The 19224-nt window shown below is 65.2% G+C and carries 17 protein-coding genes; 11 read left to right on the top strand and 6 right to left on the bottom strand.

Annotated elements, in window-relative coordinates; translation table 11 throughout:
- Positions 1-4: 4 nt before the first annotated feature.
- Genes GW587_RS28220 through GW587_RS28200 form a run of 5 tightly spaced genes read right to left on the bottom strand, consistent with a single transcriptional unit; the run spans position 5 to position 4036 of the window.
- A complete protein-coding gene (locus GW587_RS28220; RefSeq protein ID WP_166108232.1) occupies positions 5-655 on the bottom strand; it encodes a WG repeat-containing protein in 651 nt (216 codons plus the stop codon).
- Positions 655-1326: a type VI secretion system amidase effector protein Tae4 gene (locus GW587_RS28215; protein WP_166108231.1), complete on the bottom strand. Its 672-nt coding sequence runs from the start codon at positions 1324-1326 to the stop codon at positions 655-657. The genes GW587_RS28220 and GW587_RS28215 overlap by 1 nt, the downstream gene beginning before the upstream one ends.
- 35 nt (positions 1327-1361) lie before the next feature.
- Positions 1362-1919: a cupin domain-containing protein gene (locus GW587_RS28210; protein WP_166108230.1), complete on the bottom strand. Its 558-nt coding sequence runs from the start codon at positions 1917-1919 to the stop codon at positions 1362-1364.
- Positions 1920-1968: 49 nt separating this feature from the next.
- Positions 1969-3264, bottom strand: coding sequence for an HD domain-containing phosphohydrolase (locus GW587_RS28205; RefSeq protein ID WP_166108229.1), 1296 nt, complete (start codon positions 3262-3264; stop codon positions 1969-1971).
- A gap of 19 nt (positions 3265-3283) precedes the next feature.
- Positions 3284-4036, bottom strand: a complete 753-nt coding sequence (locus GW587_RS28200; RefSeq protein ID WP_371875661.1) for an alpha/beta fold hydrolase — start codon at positions 4034-4036, stop codon at positions 3284-3286.
- A gap of 124 nt (positions 4037-4160) precedes the next feature.
- Here GW587_RS28200 and GW587_RS28195 point away from each other — a divergent pair, with 124 nt between their 5' ends.
- Positions 4161-4613 carry a MarR family winged helix-turn-helix transcriptional regulator gene (locus GW587_RS28195; RefSeq protein ID WP_166108228.1) on the top strand — a complete coding sequence of 151 codons (453 nt, stop codon included), beginning with the start codon at positions 4161-4163 and terminating at the stop codon, positions 4611-4613.
- Positions 4603-5196: a TetR/AcrR family transcriptional regulator gene (locus GW587_RS28190; RefSeq protein ID WP_166108227.1), complete on the top strand. Its 594-nt coding sequence runs from the start codon at positions 4603-4605 to the stop codon at positions 5194-5196. The genes GW587_RS28195 and GW587_RS28190 overlap by 11 nt, the downstream gene beginning before the upstream one ends.
- Here the strand turns inward: GW587_RS28190 and GW587_RS28185 are convergent, their stop codons facing one another.
- The gene (locus GW587_RS28185; RefSeq protein ID WP_166108226.1) at positions 5197-5844 is read right to left on the bottom strand and encodes an HD domain-containing protein; all 648 of its coding nucleotides are present in this window, start codon (positions 5842-5844) and stop codon (positions 5197-5199) included.
- 153 nt (positions 5845-5997) lie between these two features.
- Between GW587_RS28185 and GW587_RS28180 the strand changes: the two genes are divergently transcribed.
- The 9 genes from GW587_RS28180 to GW587_RS28140 all read left to right on the top strand — a co-directional run bounded on the left by GW587_RS28180 (position 5998) and on the right by GW587_RS28140 (position 18938).
- Positions 5998-6312, top strand: coding sequence for a cupin domain-containing protein (locus tag GW587_RS28180; RefSeq protein ID WP_166108225.1), 315 nt, complete (start codon positions 5998-6000; stop codon positions 6310-6312).
- An 88-nt stretch (positions 6313-6400) separates the two neighbouring features.
- A complete protein-coding gene (locus tag GW587_RS31540; RefSeq protein ID WP_229259698.1) occupies positions 6401-7852 on the top strand; it encodes a GDSL-type esterase/lipase family protein in 1452 nt (483 codons plus the stop codon).
- Positions 7852-9747: a beta propeller repeat protein gene (locus GW587_RS31535; protein WP_229259697.1), complete on the top strand. Its 1896-nt coding sequence runs from the start codon at positions 7852-7854 to the stop codon at positions 9745-9747. Before GW587_RS31540 ends, GW587_RS31535 begins: the two co-directional genes overlap by 1 nt.
- Positions 9748-9884: 137 nt before the next feature.
- Positions 9885-11114, top strand: coding sequence for a XylR family transcriptional regulator (locus GW587_RS28170; protein ID WP_166108224.1), 1230 nt, complete (start codon positions 9885-9887; stop codon positions 11112-11114).
- Between the two features lie 201 nt (positions 11115-11315).
- Positions 11316-13418, top strand: coding sequence for a D-xylose 1-dehydrogenase (gene xylB, locus GW587_RS31795; RefSeq protein WP_308495407.1), 2103 nt, complete (start codon positions 11316-11318; stop codon positions 13416-13418).
- Positions 13415-15181, top strand: a complete 1767-nt coding sequence (locus tag GW587_RS28155; RefSeq protein ID WP_166108223.1) for an IlvD/Edd family dehydratase — start codon at positions 13415-13417, stop codon at positions 15179-15181. The genes xylB and GW587_RS28155 overlap by 4 nt, the downstream gene beginning before the upstream one ends.
- A gap of 38 nt (positions 15182-15219) precedes the next feature.
- The gene (gene xylF / locus GW587_RS28150) at positions 15220-16224 is read left to right on the top strand and encodes a D-xylose ABC transporter substrate-binding protein (RefSeq protein ID WP_166108222.1); all 1005 of its coding nucleotides are present in this window, start codon (positions 15220-15222) and stop codon (positions 16222-16224) included.
- A gap of 55 nt (positions 16225-16279) precedes the next feature.
- Entirely contained in the window at positions 16280-17809 is a 1530-nt protein-coding gene (gene xylG / locus GW587_RS28145; protein ID WP_166108221.1) for a D-xylose ABC transporter ATP-binding protein, read from the top strand.
- Positions 17802-18938 (top strand): sugar ABC transporter permease, encoded by a 1137-nt coding sequence (locus GW587_RS28140; protein ID WP_166108220.1) that lies wholly within the window; start codon positions 17802-17804, stop codon positions 18936-18938. The genes xylG and GW587_RS28140 overlap by 8 nt, the downstream gene beginning before the upstream one ends.
- The last annotated feature ends 286 nt before the right edge of the window (positions 18939-19224 follow it).

The raw sequence follows: 19224 nt of genomic DNA, 5'->3' as shown, positions 1-19224 counted from the left end.
GCCATTAGCGCACCTGGAACAGGCCGGCGTCGACGGGCGGGCATTGCAGATAGGCGCTGGCTTCGGACAGCTTGACCACCTTGGCCGGCGCGGCGCCGTTGCAGCTCTGGTTCAACGGCGGCGGCGCGAAGCGCTTGACGATCTTGTTGCGGTTGTCGATGGCATAGCCGGTTCCGCCGACCAGCTTGCTGCTCTGGCATTCCGGTTCGGTGCAGTAGATTTTGCAGTCGTTGCAGACGTTGGCGGCGTCGTCCTGGAACGACAAGCACTGATCGTAAATGGCCGGGATGGCGATCTTGAAAGTGCGCACGTCGAAATAGCCGCACTTGCCGCCGGCGGTTTGAAAACGCGCCAGGCCGCCGCGCCCATCCGGATAGTCGTAGTCGCCGGTGTGACGGATGTTCGGCAGCACGACGACGCCGCGCCTGTCGACCGCGACCAGCTCGCGCGGCTGTTCGATCAGGATGGTGGCATGGCCGGTCTGGTCGGCGACGATGTTGGCGAGGTGCTCGCGCTTGACGTGCCGTGCGGCGGCGCTGCCTTCGAAGCAGCTGGCGGACCATTCCGCTTTCTGGTCCGTCGGCGGGCAGGTTTCGACCGCGCTGCACGAGGCCGTCACCAGCATCGCGCACAGCGCGGCGAGGATGGCCCTCATCACTTGAGCTCCCAGAACTTCACCTTCACCACCTGGATCAGGCGCTTCTTGCCGCCATCGTCGCGCATCTGGGTGAGCCAGAAATAGTAGCTGTTGTTGCTGTTGTCATCGTGGCCGTCGGCGTAGGCGAGCGTCTTGGCGTCGCCGTCCCACAGCGTGAAGTGGCCGGAGGCGTCGCCCCAGCCGGTGACGTCGAAGGCGACGATGCCTTTTTTCTTGTCCAGCTTGGTGGCGAGGAAGTCGCGCGCCTCCTTGACCCGGGTGTCGAAGACGGCGGTCATCTTGGCCTTGTCGTCGAGCAGGGTGGTGGGGATCACCGACAGCGCCAGTTCCTCGTCGGCGCCGCCGAAGCGCCGCGCCAGTTCGGCCTTCAGGTCCTTGACGCGCAGCCAGTACCAGAACTTGTCCTTGCCCTGGATGCTGGCGCCGGTGCCGGCCGCCTTCGGCAACTTGAGGCCGCTGTAGTTGAGGCCGTAGGACATGCGCACGGCGCAGGTGTTTTCGTAGCCGGGCTGATCGTACAGCTTGGCGAAGCCGCCGCCGATCTTGGTGTCGTACAGGGTGGGCGTGGTCACGCTGCGGTCGGGATAATATTTTTTCATATCGGCCCACGACGGGCGTTTCGGTACGACTGTCGCTGTGGCTTGCCCGGCGGTGGCGGTGATTGGCATGATACCTATCCGATTTTATTTTGTTAAAGGCAATTTTATCGTATCGGCATGTATGGTGGCGTACTGTAAGCGCACCACGTTTGTTGCAGTGCGGAAGCTAGTTGCGGCGGCAATTCCGGCAGCCATGCTTGCAGCGGGCGGACTTCGGCGTGCACTGGTTCCTCGCCCGCTGGCGCGTTCCAGGCGACGTCATAGCGGGCGAGCAGGGAGATCATGGCGTCGTGGCGGTAGGGGCCTTTGGCGACTTCGACCGCCATCTCGCGGAACGCTTGCTCGACCCGTCCCGGCCACAGCGCTACGCCGACCTTGGACGGGCGCGCGCCGTGCTGGTGTACGCGGTGGGCGACGCCGGGATGCAGCAGCACCGCTTCGCCTTGCCTGAGCAGCGCGATGGCGCGGCCGCCGCTGCGGATCTCCACTTCGCCGTCCAATGCGGCCAGCAGTTTGGTCTCGTGCACGTGCATCAGGGGCAGGTTGTGGGCCTTCGGCGGCAGCACGAAATGCATCGCGGTGCCGGCGCCGGCGATGCTGGCCTGCGCCACGTCGATCGTGACCGGGTAGCCGTCGGGGAACAGATAGAGGATGTCGTCCATGGTCGCTCCTGAGTGGGCGTGGGGTGGCGGCTTGAGTTGAGCCGTCATCTTAAATCAGCCGCAGCGTCAGCGCCTTCAGCGATGCGGAGGCGCGGGTGGTGCAGCCCAGTTTGCGGAAGGCGCTTTCGACGTGGGTGTTCACGGTGCGCGGGCTGATCGACAGGTGGCGGGCGGCTTCCTTGTTGGTCAAGCCTTGGCTGATGGCGCGCAGGACGTCGGCTTCGCGCTCGCTCAGGCTGATTCTGGCCGGGGTGCTGGTGGGTTCTTGCTGGTCGGTCTGCATGCCGCACAGGGCGTCGGCGACGTCGGGGTTGAAGCGGCCGGCGTGGGCTTCCTGTGTCAGCAGCATGGCGGCGGCTTCGGGGGAGTGGGCCGGGCGCCATGGTCTTGCGGATTGCAGGGCGATCCAGGCGGAGGCGGCGGCCAGGACCTGGGCTTCGATCGGGATGGCGGCGCCGATGCTGCCGCGGAAATCGCCGGAGCCGTCGAGGCGTTCGCCGACGTGGGAGGCGATGTCGGCTTCCAGTTCGAGGCCGTTGACGTGGCGCAGCGCGCGCAGGGTCCAGTAGGGGGCGAGGCGCATTTGCTCTCTTGCGGTGGCCGACAGCGGGTCGGGGCTGTTCCAGATGCTGCCGGGGATGGCGCCGCGTCCCAGGCCGTGGAGCAGGGCGGCGCGGTAGGTGCGCTGTTGGGTCGGGTTGTCCAGGCCGATGATGGCGGCGGCGCGCAGGGCGGCTTGGGCGACGCGGCGGGAGTGGCCGCGTAGCCAGGGTTGTTGCAGGTCGATCAGGTCGGCCATCAGTTCCAGCGAGACCATTTCGTTCGGGCGGTCGCCGGGGGCGATCGGGCGGCGGCAGATGGTGCGGTTGTCCAGGTCGGCAAGCCATTCGGTGGCGTTGCGGCGCAGGGTGTCCAGCAGCTTCGGTGGGTAGGAGGGGCCGTGTTTGCTGGCGATCAGGGTCAGGGCGGCGGCGATGCCGTCGGTGCGGCTCAGTGCTTCGAGGTCGTTGGCCAGGGTGGCGATGACGCGCAATGGGACGGGCTGCGGTCCGGCGGCTTGGGCGATGGTCATGCCCAAGGCGGCGGTGCGCAAGGACGGTTCGGCAGGATGTTCCATGCCGAGGTCGCCCATGAAGGCCAGCGCGCGCAGGCATTCGGACATGCTGACGAGGGAGGCTTGGCCCCGCGCGCCTATGCCCGCGCCAGCTCCCGTGCCGGCGCTCGCCTCCGTGTCCGCGCTCGCGCTGGCGCCCGTTCCTGCGGCTGCGGCGGTGCGGGCCGAGGTTGCGGCCGCTTTGGCGGTGGGGACGGGGGCGGCGATGCGGGCGGCGACGGCGGCGGACATGAGGTTTGCTCTTGGCGGCTTAGTGCTGGCCGCGCGCGGCGGCTTCGATTACTTTGGCGACCGCCGCCGGCTGCGATATGAATACTGCATGGCTGCCCTTGATCTCGATGATGTGGGCGCCGGCGCGCTTGTACATCCAGCGTTGCAGGTCCGGGCTCAGCGTCATGTCCTCACTGGCGACGATGGCGTAGCTCGGCTTGCTGCGCCACGTGGCGACCTTGGCCGGCGCGTTGAAGGCGGCCAGCGCGGCCGGCATCTGCGCGTTCGCCATGAAGGCGGTCTGCTTGGCCGGCAAATCGGCGGCGAAGTCGGCGGCGAACCTGGCCGGATTCAGGTACAGGAAGCCATCCTTGGTCTGCTTGACGTCGTCGCTCGGCGCCTTCATTGTCCTGGCCAGGCCGATGACGCTGTCGCCGACATCCGGCTGCAACGCCGCCACATACACCAGCGCCTTGACCTTCGGATCCGCACCGGCGTCGGTGATGATCATGCCGCCATAGCTATGTCCGACGAGCACCACCGGCCCATCCTGCTGATCGAGCACCCGGCGCGTGGCCTGGACGTCGTCGTCCAATCCGGTCAGCGGCTGCTGCACCACGCTGACCTTGAAACCGTCGCGCACCAGGATATCGTACACACCGCGCCAGCCGCTGCCGTCGGCATAAGCGCCATGGACCAGCACCACATTTTTGATCGGCTCCGCAGCGTGGGCGGCGGCGGTCAGGGCCAGCGACAGCACGGTCGCGCGGAACAAGGTAGTCGAGATTTTCACTGTAGGATCCTATTCAAGTTTATGTATCGCGATAATATGTATCGCGATAAGTATTGACTTTATCTGCTTGTAATCTCGATGTCCAGTAAAATATGTCACGATATGTATTTTCCCGCCGACCATCATGCCCAAGCCTAAGACCGCCGCCCTCGAAGACCAGTTGTGCTTTTCGCTCTACCGCGCCAATCTCGAAATCGGCCGCGCCTACCAGCCTTTGCTCGACTCGCTGGGGATCACCTACCCGCAATTCCTGGTGCTGAACACGCTGTGGGAAAAGGACCGGCGCCCGGTCGGCGAGATCGCCGAGCGGCTGACGCTGGAGTCGAGCAACATCACGCCGCTGATCAAGCGGCTGGAAGCGGCCGGCTTCCTGACGCGCCAGCGCAATCCGGCCGACGACCGGCAAGTGCTGGTGTCGCTGACCGATTCCGGCCGCGCCATGGAAAAGCGCTGCACGCTCGGCGAGGTCATGCTCAGCGCGAGCGGCATGGAGCTGGCGCAGTTGCTGTCGCTGAACGACGCGATCCAGGGCTTGCTGCGCTCCATCGACGGCGCCAAGGAATCGCATGGCCGCTAAGGACAAGACGCCCGGCAGCCGCAAGGAAGCCTTGACCGGCCTGGCGGTGGACATGATGCAGACCAGCGGCTTCTCGGCGCTGGCCTTGCGCGACCTGGCGCAAAAGGCGTGCATGCAGGCGGCCAGCCTGTACAGCCACTTCGATTCCAAGAACGCGCTGGCGCGCCAGGCCATGGCCCTGTACGCGCAGCGGCAGCGCGAGGACTTGGCCGACATCGACCGCGCACCGTCGGGCCACGCGCGGCTGCATCGCTACGTCGAGATGTTCGCGGCGACGCTGGGCAACGACAACCGGCTGTGCCTCGGCCTGATGCTGGCGGTGGAGCGCAACGCGATACCGGAAGAGGTGATGCAGGAAATCCGCCTGTTCTCGGCGCAGAACATCGCCTGGCTGGATAGCGCCTGGGAGCTGGGCCGCGCCGACGGCACCGTCCGCAGCGCGGTGGACGGCAAGACGGCGGCGCCGATGATCTTCGGCGCCGCCGAGGGTATGATGGCGTTCGCGTTGCTGGAGCCGGAACCGGCGCCGGCGTTCCGGCGCCAGCTGGGCGGGCTGCTGGCCGCGCTCGGCGTCCAGGCGTGATTATTCGCTGAACGGCCCGCCGGCGATCATGTCCACCCACGACATGCGCTGGTAGCCGGGCACGAAGCGCTCGCCGAAGTCGCGGATGAAGTTGTCGTAGGTGGTTTCCGGCCGGGTGTGCGCGATCTTGCAGGCGCAGGCGGCGAACTCGCGCTTCATTTGCAGACGCGGCACGGCGGCGACGATGGCGTCGATATCGGCCTGCGCGAAAGCCTCATAATCCGGCGCGCCGAAGTCGACGCTGATGGCGCGGCCGCACAGCGCCACTTCCGGCTCCTTCAAGAATCCGATCGACGGCGTCGCGTGCAGCGCGATGGCGTCCCAGACCAGCTGGCAGCGGCGCGCGTCGAAGCCGCGCTCGCGGGCGAAGGCCACGGCCACGGCGGCGCCGTTGACTTCGAAGCGGTGCGGGCCGTCGGCGTGCGCGGTCAGGCCCAGGTCGTGTAGCAGGGTGGAGATCGCCACTACTTCCGCGTCGTACGACAATCCTTTTAATTTCCCAAGCTGATAAGCAAAGATCCAGCTGCGCACGACGTGGTTGAACAGGTAGGCGGGCATGCGCTCGCGGGCGTAGTCGAAGGCTTCGATGATGACGGGCGTGGCGGGCAGGCCCGGGAAGCGTTCGGTTAAAGTGAGGTAGTTGAACATGATGTGACTCCTTGTTGGTTGATGGCTGGATTGTGTTCTCGCGGCCAAACCCGGGCCATCGGGTGAACACCCGAGGCGGGCGTAAATCCTTGACAGCGATTGGTCGGGAAGGCAACCTAACGTTCGTTAGCCAACTTAACCAAGGAGCAAATCATGATTTTGGAACGACAACTGAACCGCAACTGGACGGATACCCCGATCGAAGGCATGCGCGTGGCCACCGTATGGAACGACGACACGGACGGCAGCTATTTCGTGCAGTTCAAGGAGGGCACGCGCTTCCCGATGCACGACCACGACGGCTGGGAACAAATCCTGATGCTGACCGGGCGTATCCGCTTCGGCGACGTCGAGCTGGGGCCGGGCGATACGCTGTTGCTGCGCAATGGCGACGTGCACAACGCGCTGGCGCTCAGCGACGCCTCGTTCTTCGTCGCACATCGCGGCGATATCGCCATGGTGGACTAAAACGTACTTGGTATTGGTGAATTTCGTAATTGCGGCGCGGCGCGGTAAGCAGCAGAATGTCCTGACAAAAAATACTCGAGACATTCCCATGAAAATGATTAGCTGGCGCCTCGCCGCATCCCTGGCCGTGTGTTCGTCCCCCGCGTTCGCGGTGGCGTCGCAGGACTTGAACCTGTATGCCGGCCGGCCGCTGGCCTCGTGGCATGTCACCGTCGCCGATTTCGAGACCAGCAAGCAGCTCGACGGCGACTCGGTGGTGATCGACCGCCAGCCCAAGGTGCCGGCCAGCGTGGTCAGCGCCAGCAAGACCACCAAATCCAAAAAGAACGATGCGCTGACCTTGAGCTTCAACGGCGCCTGGTATTCCAGCCTGCGCCTCGACGGCGGCAAGCCGGTCGACCTGCGGCCTTACGTCGCCAAGGGCGTGCTGGCGCTGGACGTCAACGTCAAGGAGCTGTCCAACGGCGGCATCACCTTCAAGGTGGGCTGCGGCGACAAGTGCGAGCGTTCGATTCCGTATCTGGTGCCGGCGCGCGCGATCGCGGGCAAGGGCTGGCAGCACCTGGTGTTTTCGATGAGCTGCTTCGTTCGCGAGGGCGACGATTTCAGCGCGGTCAAGCAGCCGTTCGCGCTCGATGGCAGCGGCAACGGCGAGGTCTCGATCGCCAACGTCAAGTATCAGACGAAGGGCACGCCGAACGCCAGCTGCCCGGATTACAAGACCGTCTCGGTCACGCCGGACAAGCTGAATGAATCCTGGTCGATCAACTGGTGGACTCCGCGACACGAGAAAAAACTGGAAGAGGCCAAGGCGCTGGGCAAGACCAGCCAGGTGGTGTTCATCGGCGATTCGATCACCGAGGGGTGGGAGAAGAGCGGCGCGCCGGTCTGGGAGCGCAACTACAAATCGCTGAACGGGCTGGCGCTGGGCTTCGGCGGCGACCGCACCGAGAACGTGTTGTGGCGCCTGCAGCATGGTGAAGTCGACGGCATCGCGCCGAAGGTGGCGGTGCTGATGTTCGGCACCAACAACACCGGCCATCGCCAGGAGGATCCGAAGACCACAGCCATCGGCATCAAGCGCAATATCGACGAGCTGCAACAGCGTCTGCCGGATACGAAGATACTGCTGCTGGCGATCTTCCCGCGCGGCGAGAAGCCGGACGACCAGCTGCGCCAGATTAACGAGAAGGTCAACGGCATCATTTCCGGCTACGCCGACAACAAGAAGGTCTTCTTCCTGAATATCAACCAGGCCTTCCTGGAGGCGGATGGCACGCTGTCGAAGGAGATCATGCCGGACCTGCTGCACCCGAACGAGAAGGGCTACGAGATCTGGGCCAAGGCCATGGCGCCGGCGCTGGAAAAGCTGCTGGCCGGCGAGTCGCTGGCGTATGCGTGGGATAACGTGGCCATCGGCGGCAGCGGCTTCGTCTCCGGCATCATCACCAGTAAGACCGAGAAGGATTTGATCTACGCGCGGACCGACGTCGGCGGCGCGTATCGTTGGGACGCTAAAAAAAAAGCTGGCAACCCTTGATGGACTGGGTCTCCGATAAGGAGACCGGCATCCTGGGCGTGGAGTCGATCGCCATCGATCCGAACGCGCCCAACAAGGTGTATATGTCCACCGGCATCGCCTACATGAACGACGGCGCCAGCACCATGCTCAAGTCCAGCGACTACGGCAAGACTTTCACCAAGATCGACGTCACCGGCCAGTTCAAGGTGCACGGCAACGGCATGGGGCGCGGCACCGGCGAGAAATTGCAGGTCGATCCGGTCGACGGCAAGATCCTGTATGTCGGCACGCGCGCCAACGGCATCTTCAAGAGCGTCGACGAGGGCTTGAGCTGGCGCCATCTCGATGGCCTCGACGTGACCACCACGCCGAACAAGAACGGCATCAGCTTCCTGCTGTTGGATCGCGGCAGGATGTTTGTCGGCGTGTCGCGCTACGGCGCGGTCGGCGAGAATATGTACATGTCGGCCGACGGCGGCAAGAGCTTCAGCGCGCTCACCGGCGGCCCGTCGAAGCTGATGCCCAACCGCGCCGTCATCGCCGACGGCAAGCTGGTGGTGGCTTACGCGCAGGGCGCCGGGCCGCATGCGGACAAGGCCAAGGGCGAGGCGATGGAGGAGGGCGGCGTGTGGCAGTACGATATCGCCGCCGGCACGTGGAACGATGTCTCGCCGCCGCTGAACCGCGCCTACGCCGGCATCACGGTCGATCCGCGCAATGGCAAGCGAATGATCGTCTCGACCATCGACTACTATTCCAACCCGGGCGGCACCATCGGCGACAAGTTCTTCGAGACGCTGGACGGCGGCAAAAGCTGGAAGAGTATCGTCGACCAGGGCGTGAAGATCGATGCGAATGGCGTCAGTTGGATCGCGGGCAGCTTTATCCACTGGACCGCGAGCATCGAGTTCGATCCCTTCGACACCAATACCGTGATGGTTGTCTCCGGCAACGGCATCTTCAAGTCGTCGGATATTCACGCCACGCCGGCGGTGTGGAAGTTCGAGGACCGGGGACTGGAGGAATCGGTGCCTTTGAATCTGGTCAGCATCCCGGGCGGGCCGCTGATTTCGGCCATCGGCGACTACGACGGCTTCCGCCATACCGATGTGACGCAGTATGCGCCGATCCACAAGCCGACCATGGGCACGACCTGGGGCCTGGACTTCGCGGCGCAGAATCCGCAGGTGGTGGCGCGCGCCGGCAATGCGATGTATGTGTCGCGCGACATGGGCGTCACGTGGCGCAAGTCCGGCGTCATCAAGGGCGTCAAGGGCCAGCTGGCGCTCAGCGCGGACGGCAAGGTGCTGGTCCACAGCCCGGAAAAATCGATCGACAGCTTTTACAGCCTGGATGACGGCGACAGCTGGACGCCGGTGCTGGGCCTGGGCGGCGCGCGGCCGGTGGCTGATCCGGTCAATCCGCGCAAGTTCTACGCCTTGCGCGGCAACGGCCTGTTGCGCAGCATCGACGGCGGCGCCAGCTTCGCGCCGACCGTGGCCAGGCTGGCGTCGGCCAAGGGATCGCGCGCGGTGCGGGCGGCGCCGGGGCGCGAGGGCGATATCTGGGTCGCGCTGTACGACGGCGGCTTGGCGCGGTCCACCGATTCCGGCAACCACTTCGCCAACCTGCGCGGAGTGAGCTACGCGGCGGCGGTCGGATTCGGCAAGGCCGCGCCGGGCGTCGACTATCCGACGGTCTACATCTGGGGCACCGTCGACGGCGTGCGCGGGGTGTTTCGCTCGACCGACAGTGGCGCCAGCTGGCTGCGCGTTAACGACGACCAGCACCAATACGGCGGTCCGGGCGACGCGCAATTCGTGGTCGGCGACATGAATACCTTCGGCGTGGTCTACATGAGCACGGCCGGGCGGGGCATCGTTTACGGCCGTCCGTATGCTGCACAGCAGTAAAAAACGTAATTACTTTTCAGAATTTAGTCAAATTCGTTATGGATAAAGCGAAATTTTTCATATCTGCACCACCCGCTGGTTATGTGACAATGTCTGGAAGGCCACATATGTCTCGGATCGGGGTAGTTGAAATGCAGATGAAGTCACACCGGATTGCGCTGCTGTTTAATGCGAACAAGATCTTCGACCGCGAGGTCATCGCCGGCATCGCCGCGTATTTGAGCAGCACGCGCGCCTCCTGGGACTTGTTCCTGGAGGAGGACTTCCGGCTGCGCCTGCCCGGCATCGAGCATTGGCAGGGCGACGGCATCATCGCCGATTTCGACGATCCGGCGGTGGCGGCGGCGTTGACGCGCAGCCGGGTGCCGGTGGTCGCGGTGGGCGGCTCGTACGAGAACCAGCACGCGTATCCGGAAAACGTGCCGTATGTGGCGACCGACAATTTCAAGCTGATCAAGATGGCGCACGATCATTTGATCGAGGCCGGGCTGCGCCACTTCGCGATGTTCAGCCTGCCGGAGGCGCAGGAGAACCGCTGGGCGCAGGAGCGCGAGCACGCGTTCCGCACGCTGCTCAGCCAGGACAAGATGGAGCCGCATATCTATCGCGGCCTGGGCACCAGCGCGGCGTCGTGGGACGAGGCGGTGGAGCAGCAGATCAAGTGGCTGGAGAGTTTGCCGAAGCCGGTCGGCATCATCGCCGTCACCGACGCGCGCGCGCGGCAGCTGATGCAGGCTTGTATCATGGCCGGCATCGCGGTGCCGGAGCAGGTGGCCTTGATCGGCATCGACAACGATCCGCTGGCGCGCATGCTGACGCGGATCCCCTTGAGTTCCGTGATCCAGGGCGCGCAGCAGATGGGCCGCACCGCCGCGCATCTGCTGGATCAGATGCTGCACGGCGTGCGCATGAGCGGGACGCGGGTGCTGGTGCCGCCGGTCGGCATCAACGTGCTGGCGTCGACGCAGCACGAAGCGCCCAAGCATCCGCACGTGATGCGGGCGCGCCACTTCATACGGCAGTACGCCTGCCAGGGCATCAAGACGCACCAGGTGGCGGAGTATGTGGGCATCTCGCGCTCGTCGCTGGAATCGTATTTCAGGCAGGAGCTTAATTGCAGCGTGCATGATGTGATCTTGCGCTTCAAGCTGGATGCGGCGACGTCGCAGCTGGCGCGCGGCGACCGCAGCATTGCCGACGTGGCTTTGAGTTGCGGCTTCACGTCGGTGCAGTATATGCATGCGGTGTTCAAGCGCGAGCTTGGATGCACGCCGCGCGGCTACCAGGACCGGGCGATGCAGGGTTGCGTCGACGATGGCTCGGCCTTGCCGGCGCCGGAGTTGGGTGATCTCCGCAACGTAGCGTAAAAAAAAGCGAGGTGTCAGTGCCGACATTCGGACACGAGCTGGTCCGTAACGATTGTTACGGACCAGCTCGTGTCCGAATGTCGGCACTGACACCGGGCTCACTTAAAACATGACCGCGATTGGTGAGTTTCATAATTGCGGCCCTCTCCGATTAAGGTCAAAATCTTCCACGCTATTTGCATGAAGCCTGGAGAAGAGACCTTGGAAACTAATATCAATTCGCTGTTGCCCGATGATGTGGCGAGCGCTGTGCTGGTGGGACGCGTCTGGCGTCACGGCGACGTCAACGGACCTTGCGTGGTGGCGGTGCGCGCCGGCGAAGTGTTCGATATCTCGGCGCATGCTCCGACGATGTCCGATCTGCTGGAGCGCGGCGATGTGCTGGAGATCGCGCGCGCGGCGCCGGGCGTGTCGCTCGGGCCGGTGCGGGATCTGCTGGCGGCCGCGCTGCGCAAGGATGACGGCGACGCGGTGCCGCGCCTGCTGGCGCCTTGCGATCTGCAGGCGATCAAGGCGTGCGGCGTCACTTTCGCGGTCAGCCTGCTGGAGCGGGTGATCGAGGAGCAGGCCGGTGGCGACGCCGCCCGCGCCGATGAGTTGCGCGCGGCGCTGCTCAAGGATATCGGGGCGGATCTGTCGTCCATCAGGCCGGGGTCTCCGGAGGCGGAGCAGCTCAAGCAGCAGTTCATCGCGCGCGGGGCCTGGTCGCAGTATATGGAGGTCGGCATCGGGCCGTATGCCGAGGTGTTCTCCAAGTCGCAGCCGATGTCGGCGGTCGGCGCCGGCGCGGACGTCGGCCTGCATCCGGATTCGAAGTGGAATAATCCGGAGCCGGAGATCGTTTTGGCGGTCAACAGCAAGGCGCAGGTGGTCGGCGCGACGTTGGGCAATGACGTCAATCTGCGCGATATCGAGGGGCGTAGTGCGCTCTTGCTCGGCAAGGCCAAGGACAACAACGGTTCCTGCGCCATCGGGCCATTCATTCGCTTGTTCGATGAGCGGTTCACCATCGATACGATACGCAATGCGGAGTTGAGCATGTTGATCGAGGGCGCGGACGATGATTTCCGTCTGCACGGAGCCAGCCGCATGCGCGAGATCAGCCGCGATCCGCTGGATCTGGTGGCGCAGACTTGTGGGCCGCATCATCAATATCCGGATGGGTTCATGCTGTTCCTCGGGACGATGTTCTCGCCGATTAAGGATCGCGATGCGCCGGGGGCGGGCTTCACGCATCATCTGGGCGATCGGGTGACGATTTCCACGCCGTCGCTCGGCGCGCTGGTCAATCACGTGCAGCGCAGCGATGCGATCGCGCCGTGGACTTACGGTGTGCGCGCATTGCTGGAGCGTGCGCGCAACGGTGCGGCGGCTCAAGCGGGCGGCACGATCGGCACGATCGGTGCGGCCGCTGCGGCCAGCGTGGCTGCGGCGGCCGACCTGCGTGGCGTGCCCGGTGCGAGCGAGGCGGCGGTTGCGGTGGTTGCGGCCGGTGCCGTCGCTGCGCGTGCTGCGGCGGGCGGCGGCAAGGCGCGGCAGGCGACCACGCCGGAGCAGGCGATCTATCCTAGCCTGGCCGGCAAGCGCGTCGTCGTCACCGGCGGCGGCAGCGGCATCGGCGCCGGCATGGTGGAGGCTTTCGCCCGCCAGGGCGCCTTGGTCACTTTCCTCGACATCGCGGAAAAGGATTCGCGCGCGCTGCAAGCCTCGCTGGCCGGCCTGCCGACGCCTCCCGTCTTCGTCCCCTGCGACCTGACCGACCTGTCGGCGCTGGCGGCGGTGTTCGAAGCCATCGGCCCGGTCGACGTCCTGGTCAACAACGCCGCCAACGACGACCGCCACTCGCTGGCCGACGTCACCCCGGCTTACTGGGAACAGCGCATGGCGGTCAACCTGCGCCACCAATACTTCTGCGCGCAGGCGGTGGTGGAAGGCATGCGCGCATCGGGCGGCGGCGTGATCCTGAACTTCGGTTCGATCTCCTGGCACCTGGCGCTGCCCGACCTGACTCTCTACATGATGGCCAAAGCCGCCATCGAAGGCATGACGCGCGGCCTGGCGCGCGACCTTGGCCGCGACAACATCCGCGTCAACTGCATCATCCCGGGCGGCGTGCGCACGCCGCGCCAGGAGGCGCTGTGGCATACGCCGGAAGAAGAAGCCCGCATCCTGGCCGGCCAGGTCCTGCCGCAACGCGTGCAGATCCACGACGTGGCGGCGATGGCCTTGTTCCTGTCGTCCGATAGCGCGGCGCGCTGCTCCGGCCGCGAATACTTCATCGACGCGGGCTGGTACGGCGCATGACCCGACGTTTCCGCTCGCAGGACTGGTTCGACAATCCGGACCACATCGACATGACCGCGCTGTATCTCGAGCGCTTCATGAACTACGGTATCACCCCGGACGAACTGCGTTCCGGCCGCCCCATCATCGGCATCGCGCAATCGGGCAGCGACATCAGCCCGTGCAACCGCATCCATCTGGAGCTGGCCAAGCGCGTGCGCGACGGCATCCGCGACGCCGGCGGCATCGCGATGGAATTCCCGCTGCATCCGATCTTCGAGAACTGCCGCCGCCCGACCGCCGCCATCGACCGCAACCTGGCGTATATGGGCCTGGTCGAGATCCTGCACGGCTATCCGATCGACGCCGTGGTGCTGACCACCGGCTGCGACAAGACCACGCCGGCGCAGATCATGGCCGCGTCGACGGTCGATATTCCCGCCATCGTACTGTCCGGCGGGCCGATGCTCGACGGCTGGTTCGAGGGCGAACTGGCCGGCTCCGGCGCGGCGATCTGGAAAGGCCGCCGGCAGCTGGCCGCCGGCCAGATCGACAACGACAAATTCCTGCAAATCGCCGCCGCCTCGGCGCCGTCGGCGGGCCACTGCAACACCATGGGCACCGCGTCCACCATGAACGCGCTGGCCGAGGCGCTGGGCATGTCGCTGACCGGCTGTTCGGCCATCCCGGCGCCGTACCGCGAACGCGGCCAGATGGCGTATGAAACCGGCCGCCGCATCGTCGAGATGGCGCGGCTGGACCTGAAGCCGTCGGCCATCCTGTCGCGCGAGGCTTTCCTCGATGCGATCGTGGTCAACGCCGCCATCGGCGGCTCCACCAACGCGCAGCCGCACATCATGGCGATGGCGCGCCACGCCGGCGTCGAGCTGCATTCCAGCGACTGGATGGAATACGGCCACAAGGTGCCGCTGCTGCTGAACATGCAGCCAGCCGGAAAATTCCTCGGCGAGCGCTTCCACCGCGCCGGCGGCGTGCCGGCCATTATGTGGGAGCTGGAGCAGCAGGGCATGCTGCGCTCGGACCGCGCCACCGTCACCGGCCGCAGCATGCGCGACAACCTGGCCGGCCACGAGACCAACGACCGCGAGGTGATCTATCCGTTCGCCGCACCGCTGAAGCAGGACGCCGGCTTCTTCGTCCTGAAGGGCAATCTGTTCGACTTCGCCATCATGAAGACCAGTGTGATCTCGGACGCCTTCCGCGCCCGCTATCTGAGCACGCCGGGCGCGGAGAACATCTTCGAGTCGCGCGCCATCGTGTTCGACGGCTCCGGCGACTACCATGCCCGCATCAACGATCCGTCGCTGAACATCGACGAGGACTGCATGCTGGTGATACGCGGCGCCGGCCCGGTGGGCTGGCCCGGTTCGGCGGAGGTGGTCAACATGCAGCCGCCCGACGCGCTGGTCAAACGCGGCATCAACGCGCTGCCGACGCTAGGCGACGGCCGCCAGTCCGGCACCTCGGACAGCCCGTCGATATTGAACGCATCGCCGGAAAGTGCGGTCGGCGGCGGCCTGGCGTGGCTGCGCACCGGCGACCGGATCCGCGTCGATCTGAACGCGGGCCGCTGCGATGTGCTGGTCGATGCGGACGAGTGGGCGGCGCGGCAAAAGGACGGCATCCCGCCGGTGCCCGCGAGCCAGACGCCGTGGCAGGAAATCTATCGCAGCACGGTTGGGCAAATGGAAACCGGCGCTTGCATGGAACTGGCTGTACCATATCGGGGAGTGGCGGAGAACCAGGCTCGCCATAATCACTAGTTGGGCTGTAGACCACGACAAATTTGGAGACTGAAACAATGAAGAAATTACTGAGCGCGGCGGCCATCGCCGTCCTGTTCGCGTGCGCCGGCGGCAACGCCATGGCGGATGCGAAGAACCCGAAGATCGGCTTTTCCATCGACGACCTGCGCCTTGAGCGCTGGGTGCGCGATCGCGATTATTTCGTCGCGGCGGCGGAGCAGCAGGGCGCCAAGGTGTTCGTGCAGTCGGCCGACGCCAGCGAGCAGCGCCAGATCGCGCAGATCGAGAACCTGATCTCGCGTGGCGTGGACGTGCTGGTCATCGTGCCGTACAACGCGACGGTGCTGACCAACGCGGTGCGCGAGGCGAAGAAGGCCAAGATCAAGGTGGTGTCCTACGACCGCTTGATCCTCAACGCGGATATCGATGCCTACATCTCCTTCGATAACAATATGGTCGGGCAGTTGCAGGCGCAAGGCGTGCTGGCGGCCAAGCCGAAGGGTAATTTCTATCTGCTGGGCGGCGCGCCGACCGACAGCAACGCCAAGATGCTGCGCGATGGTCAGCTGAAGGTGTTGCAGCCGTTGATCGACAAGGGCGACATCAAGGTGGTGGGCAAGCAGTGGGTCAAGGACTGGAGTCCGTCCGAGGCGATGTCCATCGTCGAGAATGCGCTGACCGCCAACGGCAACAAGATCGATGCCGTGGTGGCGTCCAACGACGCCACCGCCGGCGGTGCGATCCAGGCGCTGGCGTCGCAGAAGCTGGATGGCAAGGTGGCGGTGTCGGGGCAGGATTCGGATCTGGCGGCGGTCAAGCGCGTGATCGCGGGGACGCAGACGCTGACCGTCTACAAGCCGTTGAAGCTGATCGCCACCGAGGCGGCCAAGCTGTCGATCCAGCTGGTGCGCAATGAGAAGCCGGGCTTCAACGCCAAGTACAACAACGGCTTCAAGGAAGTCGATTCGCTGTTCCTGAAGCCGATCGCGCTGACCAAGGCGAACATCGATGTCGTGGTCACCGACGGTTTCTACACCAAGGCCCAACTCGCGGGCAAGTAAGCACTCCCACGGGGCCCGCGCGCGGCCCCGTTTTCCCCATTCTGCGAGAATCAAAATGTCCGGCTATTTGCTAGAAATGAAGGGCATCGTCAAAAAATTCGACGGTGTCCCGGCGCTCGACGGGATCGACCTGCAGGTCAGGCCGGGCGAGTGCATCGGCTTGTGCGGCGAGAACGGCGCCGGCAAGTCGACCCTGATGAAGGTGCTGTCCGCCGTCTACCCGCACGGCACCTGGGACGGCGAGATCCTGCTCGACGGCCGGCCGCTGAAGGCGCAGTCGATCCGCGACAGCGAGGCGGCCGGCATCGTCATCATCCACCAGGAGCTGATGCTGGTGCCGGAGCTGTCGGTGACCGAGAATCTCTTCCTCGGCAACGAGATCACGCTGCCGGGCGGCCGCATGGATTACCCGGCCATGAACCAGCGCGCCGAGGCGCTGCTGAAGGAATTGAAGCTCAACGACGTCAACGTGGTGCTGCCGGTGTCGAACTACGGCGGCGGCCATCAGCAGCTGATCGAAATCGCCAAGGCGCTGAACAAGAACGCGCGCCTGCTGATCCTCGACGAGCCGTCGTCGTCGCTGACGGCGTCCGAGATCCAGGTGCTGCTGGAGATCATCCGCGGCCTGAAGGCCAAGGGCGTGGCCTGCGTCTACATCTCGCACAAGCTCGATGAGGTGGAGGCGATCTGCGACACCATCGTCGTCATCCGCGACGGCAAGCATATCGCCACCACGCCGATGCAGGACATGGACGTGCGCCGGATCATCTCGCAGATGGTCGGCCGCGAAATGAACCAGCTGTATCCGAAGCTGGAGCGCACGCAAGGCGATATCGTGTTCGAGGCGCGCAACGTGACCTGCTACGACATCGACAAGCCGGAGCGCAAAAAGGTCGACAAGGTCTCCTTCACGCTGCGCCGGGGCGAGATCCTCGGCATCGCCGGGCTGGTCGGCGCCGGCCGCACCGAGCTGGTGTCGGCCATCTTCGGCGCCTACCAGGGCGCGTCCGAATGCGAGGTGCTGCTGAACGGCGCCCGCATCGACACCGCCACGCCGCTGAAGTCGATCCGCGCCGGCCTGGCGCTGGTGCCGGAGGACCGCAAGCAGCACGGCATCGTGCGCGACCTCGATGTGGGCCAGAACATCACGCTGTCGGTGCTGGGCCGCTACGCCCGCTTCAGCCGCATCGACCGCGAGGCGGAGCTGAAGACCGTGGCCGAGGAGATCGCGCGGCTCGGCCTGAAGACGGCCAGTCCCTTCCTGCCGATCACCGCGCTCTCCGGAGGCAACCAGCAGAAGGCGGTGCTGTCGAAAATGCTGCTGACCAGGCCCAAGGTGCTGATCCTCGACGAGCCGACGCGCGGCGTCGACGTCGGCGCCAAGTTCGAGATCTACAAGCTGATGCTCGAACTGGCCAGCCAGGGCATGTCCATCATCATGGTGTCGTCGGAACTGGCCGAGGTGCTGGGCGTGTCCGACCGCGTGCTGGTGATGGGCGAGGGCCGCCTGCGCGGGAATTTCATCAATCAGGATCTGACTCAGGAAACGCTGCTGGCGGCGGCGCTCGACCATACCCATGAATAAATTCAAACAGCTGTTCACGCAATACAAAATCCTCGCGCTGCTGATCGCCATCGCCATCATCTGGACCTTCTTCAGCCTGAAGACCGAGGGCGGCTTCATCTCGCCGCGCAACCTGTCCAACCTGATGCGGCAGATGGCGGTGACCGGCGTGGTCGCCTGCGGCATGGCCTTCGTCATCATCGCCGGCGAGATCGACCTATCGGTCGGCTCGCTGCTCGGTTTACTCGGCGGGATCGCGGCGGTGCTGGACGTGACGCACCACCTGCCGCTGCCGGCCACGGTGGCGGTGGTGCTGGCCTGCGGCCTGGCGCTCGGGCTGTTCAACGGCTACCTGACCGCGTACAAGGGCATCCCCTCGTTCATCGTCGGCCTGGGCGGGATGCTGGCGTATCGCGGCATCGTGCTGGGCGTGACCGGCGGCGTGACGGTGGCGCCGGTGTCCGAAGGCATGGTGCAGCTGGGCCAGGGCTATCTGTCGCCGCAGCTGGGCGTGGCGCTGGGCTTCGGCCTGTTCGCGCTGGCCGCCGTGCTGACCTGGCGCCAGCGCGTCAACCTGGGCCGCCACGGCCTGCCGGTGCCCGCGCCGTGGCGCGACGGCGTGCGCCTGGCCGCCATCGGCGCGGTGCTGTTCGCGTTCGTGCGCACGCTGAACAGCTACGAGGGCATCCCGCTGCCGGTGCTGCTGTTGCTGGCGTTGCTGGGCGTGTTCAGCTACGTCGCCACGCAGACCGTGTTCGGCCGCCGCGTCTACGCGGTAGGCAGCAATATGGAGGCGACCCGGCTGTCCGGCGTCAACGTGCAGGCGGTGAAGCTGTGGATCTTCGGGATCATGGGCGTGATGTGCGCGCTGGCTGGCCTGATCAATACGGCGCGGCTGGCGGCCGGTTCGCCGTCGGCCGGCACATCGGGCGAGCTGGATGCGATCGCGGCCTGCTTCATCGGCGGCACCTCGATGCGCGGCGGCTCCGGCACCGTCTACGGCGCCTTGATCGGCGCGCTGGTGATGGCGAGCCTGGACAACGGCATGTCGATGCTGGACGTGGACACGTATTGGCAGATGATCGTCAAGGGCTGCATCCTGACTTTGGCGGTGTGGGTCGACGTGGCGACGCGCTCCGGCAGACGCTGACCGTTGTTTTTTAAGCGGGGCCCGCAACGCCGTGCCCCGCTTGCTGATTATCGTTCTCCCAATTGGTGAATTTCGCAATTGCGGCTCGCAAGGCTAACTTGCAAAATGGTCTCATAACATCGTCCGCACCGGCACCCCGCCGGGACGCAGGCACGATAAAAACTACAGAGCGAGACACTCACATGCAGACCATATTCCCGCGCCGGCCAGCGCCTGCGGGCTAGTTCGCCCCGCACTTCCTTTTTCAAGCCCACAGACAGCAACAGCACCAATAACAAATAGCCAA

Source organism: Duganella aceris (assembly GCF_011090165.1).
Taxonomy (GTDB): Bacteria; Pseudomonadota; Gammaproteobacteria; order Burkholderiales; family Burkholderiaceae_D; genus Rugamonas; species Rugamonas aceris.
The sequence above is the reverse complement of the archived record's forward strand: the minus strand, read 5'-3'. Positions and strand labels throughout refer to the sequence as shown.